The organism is Flavobacterium sp. 5 (assembly GCF_002813295.1).
GTDB lineage: Bacteria > Bacteroidota > Bacteroidia > Flavobacteriales > Flavobacteriaceae > Flavobacterium.
The window spans coordinates 4,556,029-4,576,306 of the sequence record NZ_PHUE01000001.1 but is presented as its reverse complement, the minus strand read 5'-3'; the positions used below and the strand labels follow the sequence as shown (position 1 = coordinate 4,576,306).

The 20,278-nt window shown below is 30.8% G+C and carries 19 protein-coding genes; 13 read left to right on the top strand and 6 right to left on the bottom strand.

The genetic code is table 11. The features are described 5' to 3' along the window. From lpxA to CLU82_RS19150, 6 genes are all read left to right on the top strand, one after another. On the top strand, positions 1-786 hold the full coding sequence (lpxA, locus tag CLU82_RS19175) for an acyl-ACP--UDP-N-acetylglucosamine O-acyltransferase (RefSeq protein WP_100844616.1): 786 nt from the start codon (positions 1-3) through the stop codon (positions 784-786). Between the two features lie 96 nt (positions 787-882). Beyond that, on the top strand, positions 883-1,449 hold the full coding sequence (gene efp, locus CLU82_RS19170; protein ID WP_100844615.1) for an elongation factor P: 567 nt from the start codon (positions 883-885) through the stop codon (positions 1,447-1,449). Positions 1,450-1,521: 72 nt separating this feature from the next. After that, complete coding sequence (locus CLU82_RS19165; RefSeq protein ID WP_100844614.1) at positions 1,522-2,451, top strand: UDP-3-O-(3-hydroxymyristoyl)glucosamine N-acyltransferase; 930 nt, start codon at positions 1,522-1,524, stop codon at positions 2,449-2,451. 2 nt (positions 2,452-2,453) lie between these two features. After that, a complete protein-coding gene (locus CLU82_RS19160; RefSeq protein ID WP_100844613.1) occupies positions 2,454-2,813 on the top strand; it encodes a nuclear transport factor 2 family protein in 360 nt (119 codons plus the stop codon). Between the two features lie 89 nt (positions 2,814-2,902). Further along, a complete protein-coding gene (gene sucD / locus CLU82_RS19155) occupies positions 2,903-3,775 on the top strand; it encodes a succinate--CoA ligase subunit alpha (RefSeq protein WP_100844612.1) in 873 nt (290 codons plus the stop codon). A gap of 74 nt (positions 3,776-3,849) precedes the next feature. Then, positions 3,850-4,278 carry a hypothetical protein gene (locus CLU82_RS19150; protein ID WP_100844611.1) on the top strand — a complete coding sequence of 143 codons (429 nt, stop codon included), beginning with the start codon at positions 3,850-3,852 and terminating at the stop codon, positions 4,276-4,278. Positions 4,279-4,352: 74 nt separating this feature from the next. Here CLU82_RS19150 and msrB read toward each other — a convergent pair whose 3' ends face one another. After that, positions 4,353-4,745, bottom strand: a complete 393-nt coding sequence (gene msrB, locus CLU82_RS19145; RefSeq protein ID WP_100844610.1) for a peptide-methionine (R)-S-oxide reductase MsrB — start codon at positions 4,743-4,745, stop codon at positions 4,353-4,355. A gap of 5 nt (positions 4,746-4,750) precedes the next feature. Further along, positions 4,751-5,620 (bottom strand): alpha/beta fold hydrolase, encoded by an 870-nt coding sequence (locus CLU82_RS19140; protein WP_100844609.1) that lies wholly within the window; start codon positions 5,618-5,620, stop codon positions 4,751-4,753. A gap of 193 nt (positions 5,621-5,813) precedes the next feature. On the opposite strand from CLU82_RS19140, the gene CLU82_RS19135 reads away from it, so the two are divergent. The 7 genes from CLU82_RS19135 (at position 5,814) to CLU82_RS19105 (ending at position 16,958) form a co-directional block, all read left to right on the top strand. Beyond that, positions 5,814-7,244 carry a glycogen synthase gene (locus CLU82_RS19135; protein ID WP_100844608.1) on the top strand — a complete coding sequence of 477 codons (1,431 nt, stop codon included), beginning with the start codon at positions 5,814-5,816 and terminating at the stop codon, positions 7,242-7,244. Next, entirely contained in the window at positions 7,234-8,514 is a 1,281-nt protein-coding gene (locus tag CLU82_RS19130; protein ID WP_100844607.1) for a glucose-1-phosphate adenylyltransferase, read from the top strand. Before CLU82_RS19135 ends, CLU82_RS19130 begins: the two co-directional genes overlap by 11 nt. Before the next feature lie 410 nt (positions 8,515-8,924). After that, positions 8,925-10,859: an alpha-1,4-glucan--maltose-1-phosphate maltosyltransferase gene (locus tag CLU82_RS19125; RefSeq protein WP_100844606.1), complete on the top strand. Its 1,935-nt coding sequence runs from the start codon at positions 8,925-8,927 to the stop codon at positions 10,857-10,859. Then, a complete protein-coding gene (locus CLU82_RS19120; protein ID WP_100844605.1) occupies positions 10,859-12,496 on the top strand; it encodes a trehalose synthase in 1,638 nt (545 codons plus the stop codon). Before CLU82_RS19125 ends, CLU82_RS19120 begins: the two co-directional genes overlap by 1 nt. Before the next feature lie 33 nt (positions 12,497-12,529). Further along, positions 12,530-14,437, top strand: coding sequence for a 1,4-alpha-glucan branching protein GlgB (gene glgB, locus CLU82_RS19115; RefSeq protein ID WP_100844604.1), 1,908 nt, complete (start codon positions 12,530-12,532; stop codon positions 14,435-14,437). Between the two features lie 174 nt (positions 14,438-14,611). Continuing rightward, the gene (locus CLU82_RS19110; RefSeq protein ID WP_100844603.1) at positions 14,612-15,424 is read left to right on the top strand and encodes a M48 family metallopeptidase; all 813 of its coding nucleotides are present in this window, start codon (positions 14,612-14,614) and stop codon (positions 15,422-15,424) included. Positions 15,425-15,626: 202 nt separating this feature from the next. After that, the gene (locus tag CLU82_RS19105) at positions 15,627-16,958 is read left to right on the top strand and encodes an MFS transporter (RefSeq protein ID WP_100844602.1); all 1,332 of its coding nucleotides are present in this window, start codon (positions 15,627-15,629) and stop codon (positions 16,956-16,958) included. 128 nt (positions 16,959-17,086) lie between these two features. Here the strand turns inward: CLU82_RS19105 and CLU82_RS19100 are convergent, their stop codons facing one another. The 4 genes from CLU82_RS19100 to CLU82_RS19085 are packed head-to-tail and all read right to left on the bottom strand — an operon-like array spanning position 17,087 to position 19,974. Further along, positions 17,087-17,806, bottom strand: coding sequence for a head GIN domain-containing protein (locus tag CLU82_RS19100; protein WP_100844601.1), 720 nt, complete (start codon positions 17,804-17,806; stop codon positions 17,087-17,089). Positions 17,807-17,832: 26 nt separating this feature from the next. Continuing rightward, complete coding sequence (locus tag CLU82_RS19095; protein ID WP_100844600.1) at positions 17,833-18,903, bottom strand: hypothetical protein; 1,071 nt, start codon at positions 18,901-18,903, stop codon at positions 17,833-17,835. Further along, positions 18,887-19,423: an anti-sigma factor gene (locus tag CLU82_RS19090; RefSeq protein WP_100844599.1), complete on the bottom strand. Its 537-nt coding sequence runs from the start codon at positions 19,421-19,423 to the stop codon at positions 18,887-18,889. The genes CLU82_RS19095 and CLU82_RS19090 overlap by 17 nt, the downstream gene beginning before the upstream one ends. Further along, positions 19,420-19,974: an RNA polymerase sigma factor gene (locus CLU82_RS19085; protein ID WP_100844598.1), complete on the bottom strand. Its 555-nt coding sequence runs from the start codon at positions 19,972-19,974 to the stop codon at positions 19,420-19,422. The genes CLU82_RS19090 and CLU82_RS19085 overlap by 4 nt, the downstream gene beginning before the upstream one ends. Positions 19,975-20,278 lie beyond the last annotated feature (304 nt).

Below are 20,278 nucleotides of genomic sequence, written 5' to 3'. Positions count from 1 at the left end.
ATGAATCAACCGTTAGCATACGTTCATCCAGGTGCAAAAATCGCCAAAAATGTTGTAATTGAACCTTTTACAACCATACATAATAATGTCATTATAGGAGATGGTACTTGGATAGGTTCCAATGTTACTATAATGGAAGGAGCTCGAATTGGTAAAAATTGTAACATTTTTCCAGGTGCGGTAATTGCTGCTGTACCTCAAGATTTAAAATTTGGAGGAGAAGATTCTCTTGCCATTATTGGAGACAACTGTACTATTAGAGAATGTGTTACTATAAATAGAGGAACTATAGCTTCAGGGCAAACCACTATCGGAAATAATTGTTTAATCATGGCTGCTGCCCATATTGCTCACGATTGTCATGTGGGTGATAATGCAATCATTGTAAATGGTGTTCTGCTTGGAGGGCACGTAACCATTGGTAATTATGCAGTTATTGGCGGTTTATCTGCCGTACATCAATTTATAAGTGTAGGAGATCATGCAATGATTTCTGGTGGCTCTTTATTAAGAAAAGACGTTCCTCCCTATACTAAAGCGGCAAAGGAACCTTTGTCTTATGTTGGGATTAATTCAGTTGGTTTAAGAAGAAGAGGGTTTTCTACTGAAAAAATCAGAGAAATTCAGAATATTTATCGAATTCTTTATCAAAAAAACTACAATACAACCCAAGCAATTGGTATTATTGAAGCAGAAATGGAAGCAACAACAGAACGTGACGAAATATTAGATTTTATTAGAAATTCGTCTCGTGGTGTTATGAAAGGATATTCAGGGAATTATTAAAAATAAGTCAGTTGATCATTTTATTTATTAAATCGCTTAATCGTTCAAATAAATAAATGAATCTAGAAATAAAAGAATCAATAAATAAACAAAAAAATGGCATCTACATCAGATATTAAAAACGGATTATGTATCAAATATAACAATGATATTTATAAAATCATTGAATTTCTTCATGTGAAACCAGGTAAAGGACCTGCATTTGTTAGAACAAAATTGAGAAGTTTAAGCAATGGAAAAGTATTGGATAATACATTTTCTGCAGGACATAAAATTGATGAAGTGAGAGTTGAAAATCACAAATTTCAGTTTTTATACCCTGAAGGGGATTTATTTCACTTTATGAATGTAGAGACTTTCGAACAAATTTCTTTAAATAAATCCATTCTTGATTCCCCTGATTTATTAAAAGAAGGAGAAAACGTTATGGTAAGTATCAACACTGAGACAGATTTACCACTTTCTGTAGATATGCCAGCATCAGTAATCCTTGAAGTTACTTATGCCGAACCAGGTATCAAAGGAAATACAGCTACAAATGCAACTAAATCAGCTACTGTTGAAACTGGAGCTACAGTAAATGTACCTTTATTCATTAATGAAGGTGACAAAATTAAAATTGATACTACATCAGGTTCTTATATGGAACGTGTTAAAGCATAAATAATTTGATAATTAGAAAATGTGTTAATTGATATTAGCACATTTTTTAATTATACTATTTCTAATTAAATTATGAAATTCCCAAAAGTTCATTCACTACAAGATATCGCAAATTTACTTCAATGTGAATTTGTTGGTGATGCTTCATTTCCTGTTTATGGTATGAATGAAATTCATGTCGTGGAATCGGGTGATATAGTTTTTGTTGATCATCCAAAATACTACGATAAAGCATTAAATTCTGCTGCTACGATTGTTTTAATTAATAAAGAAGTGGATTGCCCAGAAGGAAAAGCATTATTGATATCTGATGATCCATTTAGAGATTTTAATTTACTAACCGGACATTTTAAGCCTTTTACTCAAGCAAACGTTACCATTTCTTCTTCAGCAAAAATCGGGGAAGGAACAATTATTCAGCCAAATGCTTTCATTGGAAATAATGTTGTTATTGGTGAAAATTGTTTAATACATGCTAATGTTTCAATATATGACCATACTATTATTGGAAATAATGTAATTATTCATTCCGGTACTGTTCTTGGTGCTGATGCTTTTTATTATAAAAAAAGACCAGAAGGGTATGATCAATTACTATCAAGTGGTAGGGTTGTAATTAAAGACAATGTTGGAATTGGTGCTCTTTGCACTATTGATAAAGGAGTCACTGGAGATACCACAATTGGTGAAGGAACAAAAATTGATAACCAAGTACATGTTGGACATGATACCGTTATTGGAAAAAAATGCTTAATTGCTTCTCAAACTGGAATTGCTGGTTGTGTTATTATTGAAGATGAAGTTACCATTTGGGGCCAAGTAGGAATAACAAGTGGAATTAAAATTGGATCTAAAGCTATAGTTTTAGCTCAAGCAGGAGTGACCAAATCATTATCCGGAGATAAAGTTTATAATGGAAACCCAATACAAGAATCAAGAGCATTTTTAAAACAATCAGCAAATATTAAGAAGATTCCTGAAATTTTAAATAAATTGAAATAATTATGTCTGCTAAAGAAATTGTAAAAAGTTTTTATAAATCAGATGCCTTCATTAATCCTGAGATAATGAAAGAGTATTTACATCCCGAATGTATTTTGGATTGGAATAGTACTGCAGGATTTCTTCAAAGGGATTATGATCAAATATTAAAGTTGACTAATGAAATTAGCAGAGCTTATGTTCGTACAAAAGCAAGAATTAGTCATATTATCGAAGAAGGAAACATCGTTTCTGTTCGTTTTGATCATTTTGTAAAAACAATAGAAAATCCAAGAGAAGAAATGTTTTTGGCTCATATTATGATTATATGGGAAATAAAAGATAGTAAATTATACAGAGGATACCAGATCAGTCAAGTTTAGTCATTATTTTTATTTTAAAAAAAGTATAAAATAATTACAAAAGCCTTACTTTTGCGAAACAATTTTAAAAACTACATAAAAAATATATCATGAGTGTTTTAGTCAATAAAGATTCAAAAATAATTGTTCAAGGATTTACAGGTAGTGAAGGAACTTTCCACGCTACACAAATGATTGAATACGGTACAAATGTTGTTGGTGGTGTTACTCCAGGAAAAGGTGGAACTACACATTTGGACCTTCCAGTTTTCAATACAGTAAAAGATGCTGTAGTACAAGCTGGAGCTGATACTACAATTATTTTTGTACCGCCAGCTTTTGCCGCTGATGCTATTATGGAAGCTGCTGATGCAGGAATAAAAGTTATCATAGCAATTACAGAAGGAATTCCAGTTGCTGATATGATTAAAGCGAATAGCTATGTTAAAGAAAGAAATGCTAGATTAATTGGACCAAACTGCCCTGGTGTAATTACTCCAGGAGAAGCTAAAGTTGGAATTATGCCAGGATTCGTTTTCAAAAAAGGAACTGTTGGAATTGTTTCAAAATCTGGAACATTAACTTACGAAGCTGCTGATCAGGTTGTTAAACAAGGATTAGGAATTACAACTGCTATCGGTATTGGTGGAGATCCAATTATTGGAACTACTACTAAAGAAGCTGTTGAATTATTAATGAACGATCCAGAAACGGAATGTATCGTTATGATTGGTGAAATCGGTGGTCAATTAGAAGCTGATGCGGCTAAATGGATCAAAGCTGATGGTAACCGTAAACCAGTTGTAGGTTTCATAGCAGGAGTTACAGCTCCAGCTGGACGTACAATGGGACATGCTGGTGCAATTGTTGGAGGTTCTGATGATACAGCTGAAGCTAAAAAACAAATCATGAGAGAAAATGGAATACACGTTGTAGATTCTCCAGCTGAGATTGGTAAAAAAGTTAAAGAAGTATTGGGTTAATTTTCAATATTTTAAACAATAAAATTCCAAAATGCCTCACGATTTTGTGGGGCATTTTGATTAATAAATAAGATATGTACAAAGAATTAGAAAAGTTTACAGTAAAAGGAAATTTTACGTTTACACAAGAAGATAATTTAGAAGCTGTTTGTAACGCTTCAGACAATGCAAGTGGTGTTTTTGTAGTATATGCTGTTGTAGCAGATACAAAAGAGTTAATTATGGTTAGTTCTACTGGAACTGTTCAAAATGATGGAACTCTAAAAAGCAAAAGTGGTGGACTATATGACAAAATTGTAAACGGTCATCAATTTGCAAAAACTGGAAGAAAATATTCTTGGCCAGCACAGATGAAAAAAGAAAACATTGATACTTTAGAAGTTTTTTGGTTTGAAACGTTTAATGACTCAATAAAAGCTATTCCTACTAGCATAGAAGGACAAGTTTTGCAAAACTTCTTAGACGAAACAGGTAAATTACCTAAATGGAATGTTGCATTTTAAAACATTACTTTTATCTATAAAAAAAGTTTCACAATTTTGTGAAGCTTTTTTTATAACTATTTTCGAAAGAAATTTTATTTTTCTTTAAAATCAACAGATAAAGAATTCACACAATACCGTTGACCAGTTTTTGTTGGTCCATCATCGAAAACATGACCTAAATGCCCCCCACAATTAGCACATAGAATTTCAGTGCGCTTCATTCCGTGTGTTGTATCTGACATATACTCTACCTTTCCAGGTATTGATTCGTCAAATGAAGGCCAACCACAATGTCCATCAAATTTCGAATTACTTTCAAATAGGGGAGTACCACAACCTCCGCAACAATACACTCCATTTTCAAAATGTAAATTATATTTTCCAGTGTGTGGGTATTCAGTTCCTTTTTGACGAAGAATTCTGTATCGTTCAATTCCTAATTCTTCTTCCCATTCTTTTTCAGTTTTAACAAAAGGATAGTTCATAATTATTATTTTTTAATAAAATTAATTATTTTTTGAATCACTTGATGATCTGCAAGTATTTTTCTGTGACCTAATTGTTCTGTTAACATTAATTCCCCATTTTTGAGATGCTTGTGAATATTTATACCAGCTTTTACCGGAACTTCAGGATCATTTTTGTCATGAATAACTAAAGTTGGAATTAAGGTACTTTCTGCAGCTTTATAAGCACTATAGTCATCCATTTTTCCTCCATATTTATTTTCAAAACGCTCGCATAATAATTTACTTATAGCAGGTTTTAATCCTAATTTAGCAATAAAATCATCCGTAATATCTTGTACAATATCTCCACTTCCAATAATTATTGCCTTATCAACCTTTAAACCTTCTTTTATCGCATTCATTACTGACATTCCTCCTAAAGAATGACCGATGGCAATTTCAAAAGGTCCAAATTGTTTGTCAATTTCAATAACAGAAGCAATAAAATCAACCATAATAGTAGAATTCCCTGGTGATTTTCCATGCGCAGGGGCATCAAAACTAACCGTTTGATATCCTAAATTAACCATTTCTTTAGCGATTTTACACAATTGTGTTCCTCTACCTGACCATCCATGAACTAAAAGAACTTTTTTATTTGTATCACTTTTTCCGTATTCATAAATATTAATTTCTCTATTTATCACAGGAATTGTAATCATTTGCTGACTACTTTTTTCATCCATTTCAAATTCTCGTTTTGGAATCTTATGTTTTATTGGGGTTGTAAACAATTTAGAGGCATAAATAGTAGCCCATTTCGGAGACAGAAACGCAATAAACTTACTAGATAGTATTATAATTTTGGGAATTTTTAAAGGTTTAATATGATTTGAGGTATTTTTTGTCATATTGATAAAATTATTAGAAGTCTTTAAATGTTAACTTTTTTTAACTAAATTTAAAAAAGACAAAAGTACTATAAATTTAATGTTAATATAATTTAGTTTCTTACTATAAAATCAACACTTTTTTAAATTTTGTAACTATTGAAATATAAAAAGAATAAAACCTTTTTTTTAAGAAAATTAAAATAAATAATGCATGGAAATACTTCACGTGGGGGCAGAATGTTACCCAATAGCAAAAGTGGGGGGGCTAGCAGATGTAATTGGAGCATTGCCAAAATATCAAAATAACACAGAAAATAACGTTAACGTTATCATTCCATGCTATCAAACAGCATTTAGATTAGAAAATGATTTTGATTGTGTTCATTCGGGAAAATTAAAATTAGGCAATTTCAACTTTCCATATAGTGTACTTAAAGAAACAAGTAATAAATTAGGATTTAATCTCTATTTAATTGAAATACCAGAACTCTTTGATCGACCTGATATATATAATTATAGAGATGATATAGAGCGTTTTTTATCCTTTCAAATTGCAATATTAGATTGGATTTCCGAATGGATTACTATGCCAGATATAATTCATTGTCACGACCATCATACGGGATTAATTCCTTTTATGAAAAAGTATTGTCCAAAATATGAAAAATTAAAAAATATTTCAACACTTATTACCATTCATAATGGCTTGTATCAAGGAATATTCACATTTAATAAATTGTATTATTTGCCAGAATTTGATTTGATTAATATAAAAGAATTAGAATGGGGTAATTGTATTAACTCATTAGCGGCAGCGATAAAAAGTGCTGATAAAATTACAACAGTATCACCAAGCTATCTTAATGAAATAAATTATTCTGATAACGGACTTGAAACATTATTTCAACGTGTGAGAGACAAATCAAAAGGAATTCTTAATGGAATTGATACAGACATTTGGGATCCTCGTAAAGATCCAATGTTAGAAAGCAATTATTCAATATCTAATATTAATGAAGGAAAGCAAAAAAATAAAGAGCAATTGTGTTCGCTTTTTAACATGGATCCAACAAAACCGCTATTTAGTTTTATTGGAAGGTTATATAATGAAAAAGGAGCCGATTTACTCCCTAAAGTAGTACCATCAGTTTTAACAACTTATAAAAATGAAATTAATTTCTTAATTTTAGGATATGGTGATGTTCGAATAGAAAATGAACTTAAACAATTACTTGATGAGTATAAAGGCAATTATCATTTGCACATTGGTTATAATGAAGAATTAGCTCATAAAACGTATGCTGGTTCAGATTTTATTTTAATTCCGTCACGTATAGAACCTTGTGGATTAAATCAAATGTATGCAATGCGCTACGGAACTATACCAATTGTTCGAAGAACAGGAGGACTAAAAGATACCATTATTGATTTTGAAGATAATGGAAATGGCATTTGTCATGATCAAGCAACTGTAGAAGATATTTGTGATGCTATACAAAGAGCAGTCAATTTATATTCTAATAAAGATATCATAGACCAAATTAAAATTAAAGGAATGAATACAGACCATTCTTGGGAACACATAAGCCAAGAATACATAGAATTATATAATTTAATTATTGCAAAAAGACATGAAAACTAAAAAGAAAAATGTGATCGCTATTATTTTAGGTGGTGGTCAAGGCTCTAGATTATTCCCCTTAACTGCCAGAAGATCAAAACCAGCAGTACCGATAGGAGGAAAATATAGACTGGTAGATATTCCAATTTCGAACTGTATCAATTCTGATATCTACAAAATGTTTGTGTTAACTCAGTTCAATTCAGCATCTTTAAATGCTCATATTAAAAACACTTATAATTTTGGTTTTTTCAGTGATTCATTTGTAGATATTTTAGCTGCTGAACAAACACCAGATAATCCAACTTGGTTTCAGGGAACGGCAGATGCGGTTAGACAATGTATGCCGCACTTTTTAAACCATGAATTTGATTATGCACTAATCCTATCTGGAGATCAATTATATCAGATGGATTTTAACGAAATGGTTGAGGCTCATATAAAAGCAGAAGCTGATATCTCTATTGCCACATTGCCAGTAAATGCAAAAGATGCTCCTGAATTTGGAATATTAAAAACTAATTCAGACAGTACTATTCAATCATTTATAGAAAAACCGGCAAAAGAATTATTATCTGATTGGACATCAGAAGTAAGTGAAGAAATGAAAAGCCAAGGAAAACATTATTTAGCATCTATGGGAATCTATATCTTTAATAGAAAACTATTAACTGAATTAATGTCTAATCCAGAGACAAAAGATTTTGGAAAAGAAATCATACCACAAGCCGTTGGAAATAAAAAGCTATTGAGCTACCAATATGAAGGTTATTGGACTGATATCGGAAATATCGATTCTTTCTTTGAGGCAAATATTGGATTGACAGATGATATTCCACAATTTAATCTATTTGACAATGATAATAAAATCTATACGAGACCTCGTTTATTATCACCATCAAAGTTTCATAAAACAATGGTCGAAAGATCATTAATTTCTGAGGGTTGTATTATTCATGCTGAAGAAATTACCAAATCTGTTATTGGTAATCGCTCTCGAATAGGAGAGGGAACTGTAATTCAACACAGCTATGTAATGGGTAATGATTTATACCAAAGTATTGAAGATATCAAAGAAAACATTGCCAATAACATTCCATTAATTGGCATCGGTAAAAGATGCTTCATTCACAATGCAATCGTTGATAAAAATTGCAGAATTGGTAATGATGTATATGTCAAAGGTGGTAAACACTTAGAAGATACTGTAACCGATTTGTATTGTGTAAAAGAAGGAATCGTAGTGATTCGAAAAGGAGCAATAATTCCAGATAATTTTACTGTCAAATAAATTATTTATTTAGATATTTTATATTTAAGAGGCAAATTACACCAAATTGAAAGAGCATTAAAATCTACTTTCGATTTGGTGTAATTAGCAATTATAAGTTTTTAGAATTGTAAGGAACTTAATTTTATTTATAAAAACCAACTTATTTTTTTTTCAATTGATTTGATTGATTTACTAAAAAAAAGAAAAAATTCAATTGTAATGAAAGACCGATTGCCATTATTTAAAAAAGTAATTGTTTTTATTGACTACTAATGCAAAAAAAATATCACTCAATAACGTCATTTAATTTATTATTCATAACAAATAATCAGTAATGAAGCCAATTAATAGATTATTTGTATTTCTTAAAATTAGTTTCTATAAACCTTTAATATTTACTAATTTTCATATTCAATTTAACTAATACTATGCAAAATCAGACACGTATAATTATAGAAAATGTTTTACCACAACTCAATAGTGGCAGCTTTGCTATTAAAAGGATTGTTGGCCAAAAAATTGTTGTAACTGCTGAAGTTTTTTCAGATGGACACGATGTTGTGGAATGCTGTGTAAAATTCAAGCATGAATCAGAAAAAAAATGGCAAGAAGTTAGAATGAAGCCTACCCAAAATGATGAATGGGTGACGGAATTTCAAGTTGAAAAACAAGGGACTTATACTTATTTTGTTGAAGGTTGGGTAGATTATGCTCTAAATTGGCAACATGGTACTGAACGCAAAATTAATGACAATCAATATGTGAAATCAGAATTACTTGAAGGAGCCGAATATATCCAAGCAATTCTGAATAGTGTTGAAGGTTCTGAAAATGAATACCTTAATAGATTGCATTATTATTTCACTACAGAATCAGAATATGATAATGCCGTTAGAGAAACAAAATCAGAAGAATTAATTCAAATTTTTAAAAAATATCCTATCCGTTTTTTAGAAAACAAGTCAATTGATTTACAAATATATGTAGATAGAAAAAAAGCTTTATTCAGTACTTGGTATGAATTTTTTCCGCGCTCAACTTCATCTGAAGAAGGCAAACATGGAACGTTTAAAGATTGCGAAAAATTACTTCCCAGAGTTGCAGAAATGGGATTTGACACACTTTATTTTCCTCCAATTCATCCAATTGGAGAAGTAAACCGAAAGGGAAAAAACAATAGTACAAATGCCGAATATGGAGACGTTGGTTCTCCTTGGGGAATTGGTTCTCATCATGGAGGTCATAAATCCACTCATCCCGAATTAGGCACAATAGAAGATTTTAAAGAATTAGTTCAAAAAGCGCAAGATTTAGGAATTGAAGTAGCTATGGATTATGCTTTGCAAGCAGCTCCAGATCATCCGTATGTAAAAGATTTTCCTCAATGGTTTAAATGGAGACCAGATGGAACAGTTCAATATGCTGAAAACCCTCCTAAAAAATACCAAGATATTCAACCAATATATTTTGAGAGCTCTGATTGGAAAAACTTATGGAAAGAATTGCTGGATGTTGCTTTATTTTGGATTGAAGAATGTAATATTAAAATTTACAGAGTTGATAATCCACACACAAAACCCTTTTATTTTTGGGGTTGGCTAATCGCTGAAATAAAGAAAAAGCACCCAGATGTATTATTTTTGGCAGAAGCCTTTACGCGTCCCAAAATCATGAATGAATTGGCAAAACAAGGTTTTAGCCAGTCTTATTCTTATTTTACATGGAGAAATTCTAAACAGGAATTAACAGAATATGTTGAAGAATTAACTCAAACCGAACAAAAGGAATTTTACAGGCCTAATTTTTGGCCAAATACACCAGACATCAACCCATTTGCTTTGCAAAATGGCAATGAGTCAGTGCATTTACAAAAATATTTTCTTGCAGCAACATTAAGTTCAAATGTTGGAATTTATGGCCCCGTTTTCGAGTACATGGTTAGCACACCGATGGCTCCTGGAAAAGAAGAATATTTGCATTCTGAAAAATATGAATGTTACAAATGGGATTGGAGTATCCAAAATAAACTAATTACTCTTATTACCCGCATTAATTTCCTTAGAAGGGAGCATTTATCATTGCAACAAACTAATAACATCGTTTTTTGTGAAACTAATAATGATCAAATAATAGCATATTATAAATTTGATGATGACAAACAAGACGAAACAATAATGATTGTTAACTTAGATCCCTATAATACCAGCAGCGCATCAGTAAGATTACCTTTGGACAAAATTGGAAGCCATAGTATACAAATAAACGATTTGATTACAGGAAACACCTATTCATGGGATAATGAATGGAATTATGTAGAACTCCCTCCAGAATTACCTTTTCATCTTTTTAAAATCCAGAAATAATGGTTGATAAAATTAACGAAGCCGAATATCAAAATCCATTTGTGTTTCATACCAATTGGAGTGATGCTTTTGAAGACGAGAGTTTTATTAAAATTTTTGCCTCCGATATTTTAGAAAATTACATTATCAATAAAAGATGGTACGGTGGAAAAGCCAGTACCTTAAAATATATTGAAGTTGTACATTCATTTAAAATCAATTCAAATGACAATACATATTACGGTGTTTTATTAGAAGTTAATTTTAAAGAAGCCTTTTACCAGCACTATTTTATGCCGCTGGCTTTTATGTCTGAAGAGGATCTAGATACCAATACTGTAATTGCTCCAATAGTAATGAACGAGCAAGAAGGGTACCTTGTCGATGCTTTACATCAGGAAGATTTTAGAAAATTGCTTTTCGATAAAATTATTCATTCCAAAAAGAATGAAGATTCAAACGTGAAATTTCATAAAGGGAAAGCATTACATGCCAAAGAATATATTTCATCTCATTTTATGGGAGTAGAACAAAGTAATACATCAATAATATTCAATGATGACTTAGTTCTCAAAATATTTAGAAGAATATATATCAGCATGAATCCAGACTATGAAATAAGTCGTTTTCTTACTGAAAGGATGAATTTTGATCATTCCCCTTCTTATACCGGAAGTATCAGTATTGAATCTTCTGATGGAAATATTACTCTTGGATTAATGCAAGAATTGGTTCCTAATCAAGGTGATGCATGGAAATATATGTTGGAAGAGGTAGATCGAATTTTCGAAAATTTGAGTACTAAAAAAATTTCAATTGCTAAACTTCCGGATATTGAATTATTCAAACGATTAAAATTAAACGATGTTCCCCATGAGATTATTGATTGGGCTGGACTGAGTATTTTCCAGAAAATCAAAACTTTAGCTACTCGAACAGCCGAAATGCATATTGCTTTAGGCAGTGACATCCATGAAACAGCATTCACACCACTTACCTATAATGGTGATTATTCAGTTTGGCTAAAAAACAGATTAACGTATCAGTTTCAAAATAGATTGAATATTTTAGAAAATAATTTGCATAAATTGGATGGATTAGCATTAGAACTCGCCAATCAATTTTTGGATAATAAAAAAGAAATTAGAAAAGTTTTTCTTGATTTTGACTGGACACAAATGAAATCAGAACGCATCCGTATTCATGGAGATTATCATTTGGGACAGGTTTTAGTGAATGGTGATGATTTTTACATTTTGGATTTTGAAGGGGAACCTGAAAGTACAATTCGTGATCGAAAAGTAAAGCAGCCACCTTTGAAAGATGTAGCTGGGATGTTTCGGTCTTTTCATTATGCTATATATGCAACTATTTTCAATAGCAATGAAAAATATCCGTATGAACAAGAAGAGCTATTTCAAGCTGGAGAAATTTTATATAAATATTTTGTTGGCGTATTTCTAAACACTTATACAGAAATTGCACAAGGGGGTAACTTAAATATTGGCTACCGAAAAGAAATAGATTTTTTATTAAAATATTGTCTTTTGGAAAAAGCAATATATGAATTAGGCTATGAATTAAATTCCAGACCAAGATGGTCCGTAATTCCTTTGACTGGAATAGCCAGTATAATGGATTTTAATAAAAATAGTTAATTACAATTTCACAAGAAAAAATAAAACATAAAAATGAACAAAGTACAAACCTATTCGCTTTTTACAGATTTTGATATTGATTTATTTAAAGCAGGTAAACATTTTAGACTTTACGAAAAATTAGGTGCACATCTAATCGAAGTCGATGGAGTAAAAGGAGTATATTTTGCTGTATGGGCTCCATCAGCAAGAACGGTTTCTGTTGTTGGTGATTTTAATTACTGGATTCAAGGAGAACATGCATTGCAAGTTAGATGGGATTCCTCAGGGATCTGGGAAGGGTTTATTCCAGGAATTGAACAAGGAACAACTTATAAATACAAAATACAATCAAACAATGGCGGAATTATTACTGAAAAAGCTGATCCATTTGCTTTTTACTGTGAAAAACCACCACATACTGCTTCTGTTGTTTGGGATCTTGACTACAAATGGAAAGACAAAAAATGGATGCAAACTCGAAAAGAGCACAATGATCTAGATAAACCCTATTCAGTTTACGAAGTACATTTAGGCTCCTGGAAAAGACATGGAGAAGAAAATCGTTTTTTAACCTATTTAGAATATGCAGAGGATCTAGTAAAATATGTAAAAGAAACTGGTTTTACTCACGTAGAATTTATGCCAATTATGGAATATCCTTATGATCCATCATGGGGTTATCAATTAGTAGGGTATTTTGCTCCAACATCCCGTTTTGGAAACCCTCAGGATTTTATGGTGCTTGTAGATAAATTACATCAGGCCGGTATTGGAGTAATTTTAGACTGGGTACCTTCACATTTTCCTGAAGACGCTCATGGGTTAGGTTTTTTTGATGGTTCTAATTTATTTGAACACCCAGATCGTAAAAAAGGATATCATCCAGATTGGAAAAGTCTAGTTTTTAATTATGGTCGAAATGAAGTTCGTTCCTTCTTAATTAGTAATGCGTTATTTTGGTTACAACATTATCATATTGATGGACTTAGAGTAGATGCAGTTGCTTCTATGCTTTACTTAGATTATTCCAGAAATGAAGGGGAGTGGGAGCCTAATGAATTTGGAGGAAGAGAAAACTTAGATACCATTAGCTTTTTAAAAGATTTCAACGAAGCTGTTTATGCAAATTATGAAGGAGTACAAACTATAGCTGAAGAAAGCACATCATTCCCAATGGTATCCCGACCAACATTTGCTGGAGGATTAGGTTTTGGCATGAAATGGATGATGGGTTGGATGCACGATACTTTAGAATATTTCCAAAAAGAAACTGTTTATAGAAAATACCATCAAAATGACTTGACTTTTTCTATGACTTATACCTATACAGAAAATTTCATGTTACCGCTATCACATGATGAAGTAGTTTACGGAAAAAAATCTATTGCAGGAAGAATGCCAGGAGACGAGTGGCAAAAATTTGCTAATCTGCGATTACTTTATGGATATATGTTTACCCATCCAGGAACTAAATTATTATTTATGGGTTCTGAATTTGGACAAAGTAGCGAATGGAATTTTCAGAGCAGCTTAGATTGGCACTTGTTGCAATATTCTTTTCATAACGGAATAAAATTAACCATCACAAAGCTTAATAAACTATACAAAACGGAACCTGCTTTACATGAAAAACAATTTAGTCCAGAGGGTTTTGAATGGATTAATTATTCAGATCATGAGAACGCAGTGATGTCTTATATTAGAAAAGGAAATGATCCAAAAGATGATTTAATTATTGTCCTTAATTTTACTCAAGTAGTAAGAGAAAATTATAGAATAGGCCTACCAAAAACAGGAAAATTGGTAGAAATATTTAATAGCGATTCAGAGGATTTTGGAGGTAGTGGAGTGAAAAACTCAAAAAAACTAAGTATTGAAAACAATCCATATGATGGAAAAGAATATTCAACTGCTTTATTACTTCCTCCTTTAAGCGTTACAGTATTCAAAATTTCCTAAATTTAAATTGAATTTACACCAATTAAAATAGTTGTTTTTTTTAAAACTAGCACTACTTTAATTGGTGTTTTTAATTTATAAAAATACTAAAAAGTTGATACTTTTAAATTTAATTATATAAATAGGCAGTCTTTAAAAAATTGCAATTTTGTAGTAATATTAAATTGAAAAATCATGAAAAAAATTTTATTAATAGGATTAGGGATACTTGGTGTTTTTTATTCTTGTGCCACAAATCCTATCACAGGAAAAAAAGAACTTAATTTTGTATCCAACAGTGAATTATTTCCATCTTCATTTCAACAATATGGAACTTTCTTAAAAGAAAATAAAATAATTTCAGGAACAGCAGAAGCTAGAACAGTAGAAGTAGTTGGATCAAAAATTAGAGCCGCTGCAGAAAAATATTCAAGATATCTCGGGCAAACCCAATACTTAAATGGGTATCAATGGGAATATAAATTAATTGAAAGTAAAGAAGTTAATGCATGGTGTATGCCTGGAGGAAAAATCGTTGTCTATTCAGGAATTTTACCCATAACAAAAGATGAAGCAGGTCTCGCAACAGTTTTAGGGCATGAGGTTTCTCATGCATTAGCAAATCATGGAGCACAAAGAATGAGCGCTTCCCAATTACAAGAATTAGGTGCAGTAGGAGTGGCTGTTGCCACTGGTCAGCAGAGTTCTGAAAAACAACAAATGTGGCAGCAATATTATGGTTTAGGATCCCAAGTAGGAGTAATGCTTCCGTTTAGTAGAAGTCAGGAAACTGAAGCTGATAAAATCGGGCTTATTTTAATGACTATCGCAGGCTATAACCCAGATCAGGCCATTATTTTTTGGCAAAGAATGGCAACACAATCAGGAGGAAGTGCACCCTCAGAATTCCTAAGCACTCACCCTTCTGATGCTACAAGAATGGCAAATTTAAAAGCTTTGATTCCAGACGCAAGATCTATTGCAGCAAAGGTTAATGCTTCCAAATAAAATTGATTAAATTATTTTTATTATTAAGCTATTCAATAAAAGGAATAGCTTTTTTTTGGTCCAGATTCTACTTTAAAAAACTAGTTCTACTATAAACGATGGTGCCATAAATTTAGCATTAAAAAATAATTTATGAAAAAATGTCATTTGCTGTTATTCCGATTTAAAAAAGAAATAAATTCGCAGTATAAAAAAAGAAAACATGGCAGATTTAGCAAAAGGCAGTAAAAAATTATTAAACGCTTGGGCATTTTACGATTGGGCTAATTCCGTTTACCCATTGGTAATTTCCACAGCTATATTTCCATTATTTTATTTAGCTTTATTTCCTAAAGATCATCTCTATATTGATGTATTTGGTATGACCTTAAAAAATTCAGCATTAATTAGTTTTGTTACTGCTGCAGCTTTTTTGATGGTTGCTATTATTTCACCTTTATTATCAGGAATTGCCGATTATGTTGGAAATAAAAAATCCTTCATGAAATTCTTTTGTTACATGGGAGCCATTTCTTGTATTGGTTTAAACTGGTTTAGTTTAGAAAATATTTACGTCGGATTGCTTTTTTACTTTTTAGGTTTAATTGGTTTTTGGGGTAGTTTAGTTTTCTATAATTCTTATTTACCTGATATCGCTTACCCAGAGCAACAAGATGCTGTAAGTGCCAAAGGATATTCCCTTGGCTATATTGGTAGTGTAATATTATTAATTGTAAATTTAGGAATGGTCATGTTTCCTGATACTTTTGGTATTTCGGGTACTAAAGGGGAAGCAGCTATGAAAGCCATGCGCTATTCTTTTGTAATGGTTGGAATTTGGTGGATACTCTTCAGTCAATACACTTATTATTTTTTACCAAAAGGAAATAAAACTGAAAAACAAAAAGTTACTAAAGCAGTTATTTTTAATGGTTTTAATGAATTAAAAAAGGTTTGGAAACTATTAGATACCAACATTCCATTAAAAAGATATTTAACGAGCTTTTTTGTTTACAGTATGGCCGTTCAAACTGTGATGTTAATTGCTACCTATTTTGGTTCTCAAGAAATTGCATGGGAGTCGCCAAGTCAAAGTCAAACAGGATTGATTATATGTATTTTATTAATTCAATTAGTGGCAGTTTGTGGTGCGATTATAACGTCAAAAGCTTCTGCTAAATTCGGAAATATACCAACTCTTATTGTAATTAATTGTATCTGGGTAGCACTTTGTTCTACTGCCTATTTTATAACTACTCCTAACGAATTTTATGTAATGGCAGCATTGGTTGGACTTGTAATGGGAGGAATCCAAGCATTATCGCGTTCAACCTATTCAAAATTATTACCTGAGACAGAGGACACAGCTTCATTTTTTAGTTTTTATGATGTTACTGAAAAAATTGGGATTGTAATAGGGATGTGCGTTTATGGTATTATTGATCAAATTACTGGAAGCCCAAGATTAGCTATTGTCTTTTTGGCAGTATTCTTTGTTATTGGAATTTTGCTTTTGAGAAGAGTACCAAAAAATGACGCCGTATCAAAAAACTAACAAACTAATGGATTGTCAAAAGTTCAAAGTATACTTGAGCATTAATAAGTTCGTTTAACAAAAATCGGTATTTAAGATTATGAAATCTTAAATACCGATTTTTGTAAATAAATTAAAAAAATTACGAATTATATTTTTGAAATTTCACCAGAACCATTGACTTTGGTATCTTTAGATTCAGGATTACCTTTGTAAGCGATATCTCCAGAACCTGAAACTCTAGCATATAAACTATCGCTGCAATTTACTTTCATATCACCAGATCCTGAAATAGTCACATTTGCTTTTTTTGTAATTAAATTTACTGCGTCTACATCACCTGAACCCGAAATTTTAGAAGTAAAAGTATCTGAATTACCCGTTAAAACAACATCTCCTGATCCACTAAGATTAGCTTCAAAATCTGTTGCTTTAACATCCAAAGTTAAATCCCCAGAACCCGACAATTTAGTTTTGAAAGTTGTAGCAACAATAGTATTTTTACTGCTAACATCTCCTGATCCAGAAAGTGAAACAGCACTAATTTCTTCAAAAGGTACTGTCAAAATTAGATTTTCTTTGGTACTAATATTTATATTTTTTTCAGTATAAATATGTAAAACATTATCTTTTACTTCAACCTTGACATATGGTAAAAGATTTTCTTCTCCTTTAATCGTTATTGCACCTTCTTTGCCAGATACCAATACTACATCAAAAAAACCAGATACGTTGACTTCATCATATCCAACAGTAGATCGGTTTTCAGTTATTACTTTTCCATTTCCTTTGATTTTAGTCCATTGAGCATATCCCATATTTGTTATAAAGAAAGCTCCTGAAATGATTAATTGAAGTGATTTTTTCATTTTTTAATTGATTTTTGTGATTGAAACTATTTTTGAACATCATTTTTATACAATTTAACATTACCATAATCGGAAGTAATTGTAATTTTATTTTCTCCTTTTTTCTTAAAATAACCACTAACTCTTTTAGTGTAATTGGTCTCTTCTTTGGAATTAACTGTCAGTTCATTGTCATATTTAAAGTCACCATACTTTACAGACACATCAAAATCAAAAACATAATTAGATTGAAAGCCAATATCAACTCCTGTATAACCAGCAACAATCGTAACATTATTTGCTTTGGGCTGAATAGCATCGATAGAAACATTACTGTATTTAGTATATAATTTTAATTGATTGGAAATTGAACCGATATCAATTGTCAAATAATTACCATTAGCATCTAGTGAATTTACTTTGTCAATTTTTACACTCCCATATTTACTATTGTATTTCACATCATTACCCTCTTCAATTTCTATTTCTGAGTAATCAGAAACTAAATCAATTTTAGCAACTTTTACGACTTTTAATCCTGAATATTTTGAAATTACAGCACCATATTTTAAGTACTCAATTTCTGACTTAGAACAGTATCCAATTTCGATTTTATTATTATTCCCGTTGAGACTTCCTAAATTAATTTTACCATATTTACAAGTAATATCAGTACTGGAAAACAGATCAGTTGTACTAATACCTCCGTATTTATTGTTTAGTGTTACACTTCCATTTTTAGGCATTTTAATAGTATAATTAATTTGGAAATTATTGTTTTTTCCATTGTTTCTTGAAACGTTATTTTCAAAAACTGTCTTAGCAGTAACCATACTTTTCAATGCTATAAAATTAACATCAATTGCATCAATTCTTTGGTTTACCCATCTTTCGTTATCACCACTAACCTTAATTAATACTTCGATTTCAATTTTGTCTTCGTTCCAAGTGGTTACAAAAATGTTACCATAAGAATTGTCTATATTGATACCAGCGTCACTATTTACTACATAAGCCTTACTGATTGTTTTTTGCTTTGAATAGTTAAAATCATCATTTGAAAATCCCAAAATAGGAATTATAAAAAGAATAAAGAATATTTTAAATTGTTTTTTCATCGTTTAAGTTTTTAAATTTTTCAGTTTCTTCAATACGTTGCAATACATTTTGCAAAAACGAAATCCGAGTTTGAAGGTTACTAATCATGGCATAAATAATTGGTTTACTTTCTCCGTTTACTTCCAATTCATGCACTATTTTTTCATAATCGCTATCTAGCGATTTCATTTGTTTTAATGCATCATTTATAATTTTTTCATTTTCTGGAGATTTTTTCTCTTTAACTTTTTCTAATTCATTTCTAATCAAAACAGTAAAAATTGAATCGGTTTGTTTTGTTTCTTTGGAAGCAAATTTCAATTCTCTTGGTTTATCATTATTTGTATAAAACAATGTAATACTTAATAAAACAACCACTGAAGCAGCAACAGCATAGAAAAAACTGTAATTTCTTTTTTTCTTTTTAAGAACCATTTTCTTTGAAAACCGATCTAAATGTTGATTATCCATTTCCTGAATATCCCATTGATTTTCTAAATTTTCAAATAATTGATCTAATTTTTCATTTTCATTCTTCATAACTCATTTAATTTTTTTCTTAAACTTTCTTTAGCTCTGCTTAAAGTTGTTCGACAATTGGCGTAACTAATTTTAAGAATTTCACTTATTTCTTCCTGATCATAACCTTCTATATAAAATAGAGTTAAAACCATACTGTAATTGTATTTCAAGGACTGAATTGTCTCCAAAATCTGCTTGACTTTTAAATCATTAAAATCTAACTCTTCTTTTCCATCATTGTCGTTTTCTTCTAGTTTATACAGCGTTTTTTCGAAATCTTCTGTTTTAAATTGATTGTTTTTTTTGTAAAAATCGATGCTGTAATTCACTATTATTCGCTTCAGCCATGCGCCAAAGGCAACTTCTTGTTTGAAATCATTTATTTTAGTAAATGCTTTCAAAAAGCCTTCCTGCATAACGTCTTCGGCAAAATGCTCATCTTTCACAATTCTATAGGCCACATTATACATCGCCTTGCAATAGCGATTATAAATCTCAAATTGTGCTTTCTGATTATTCTCTTTGCAAAGCGTAATTAATTCTTCGATATTTTGATGGGTCAGATTCAATTAAATAGTAATGATTTATAGTAAAGACATGAATATTTTTGGTTTGTTACAGTTTTATAAAATTAGTTTAATTTTTTTTCACTTTTAAAGACTAATACGATCGGAACTCTGAATAATCTTAGGTTTTCTAATGCCAAGATTGAAACACAAACAGTAATAATTTTTACTTTAAAACAAAAAAACTTAATTCTATTTAATTAAGTATAACATAAAACTGCAATATCAAATTAATGCAAGAATTTGAAATAGTCTTGATTTTGGCATAATGATTGCCTTATTAAGGCTCATATATTTTAATGTATTT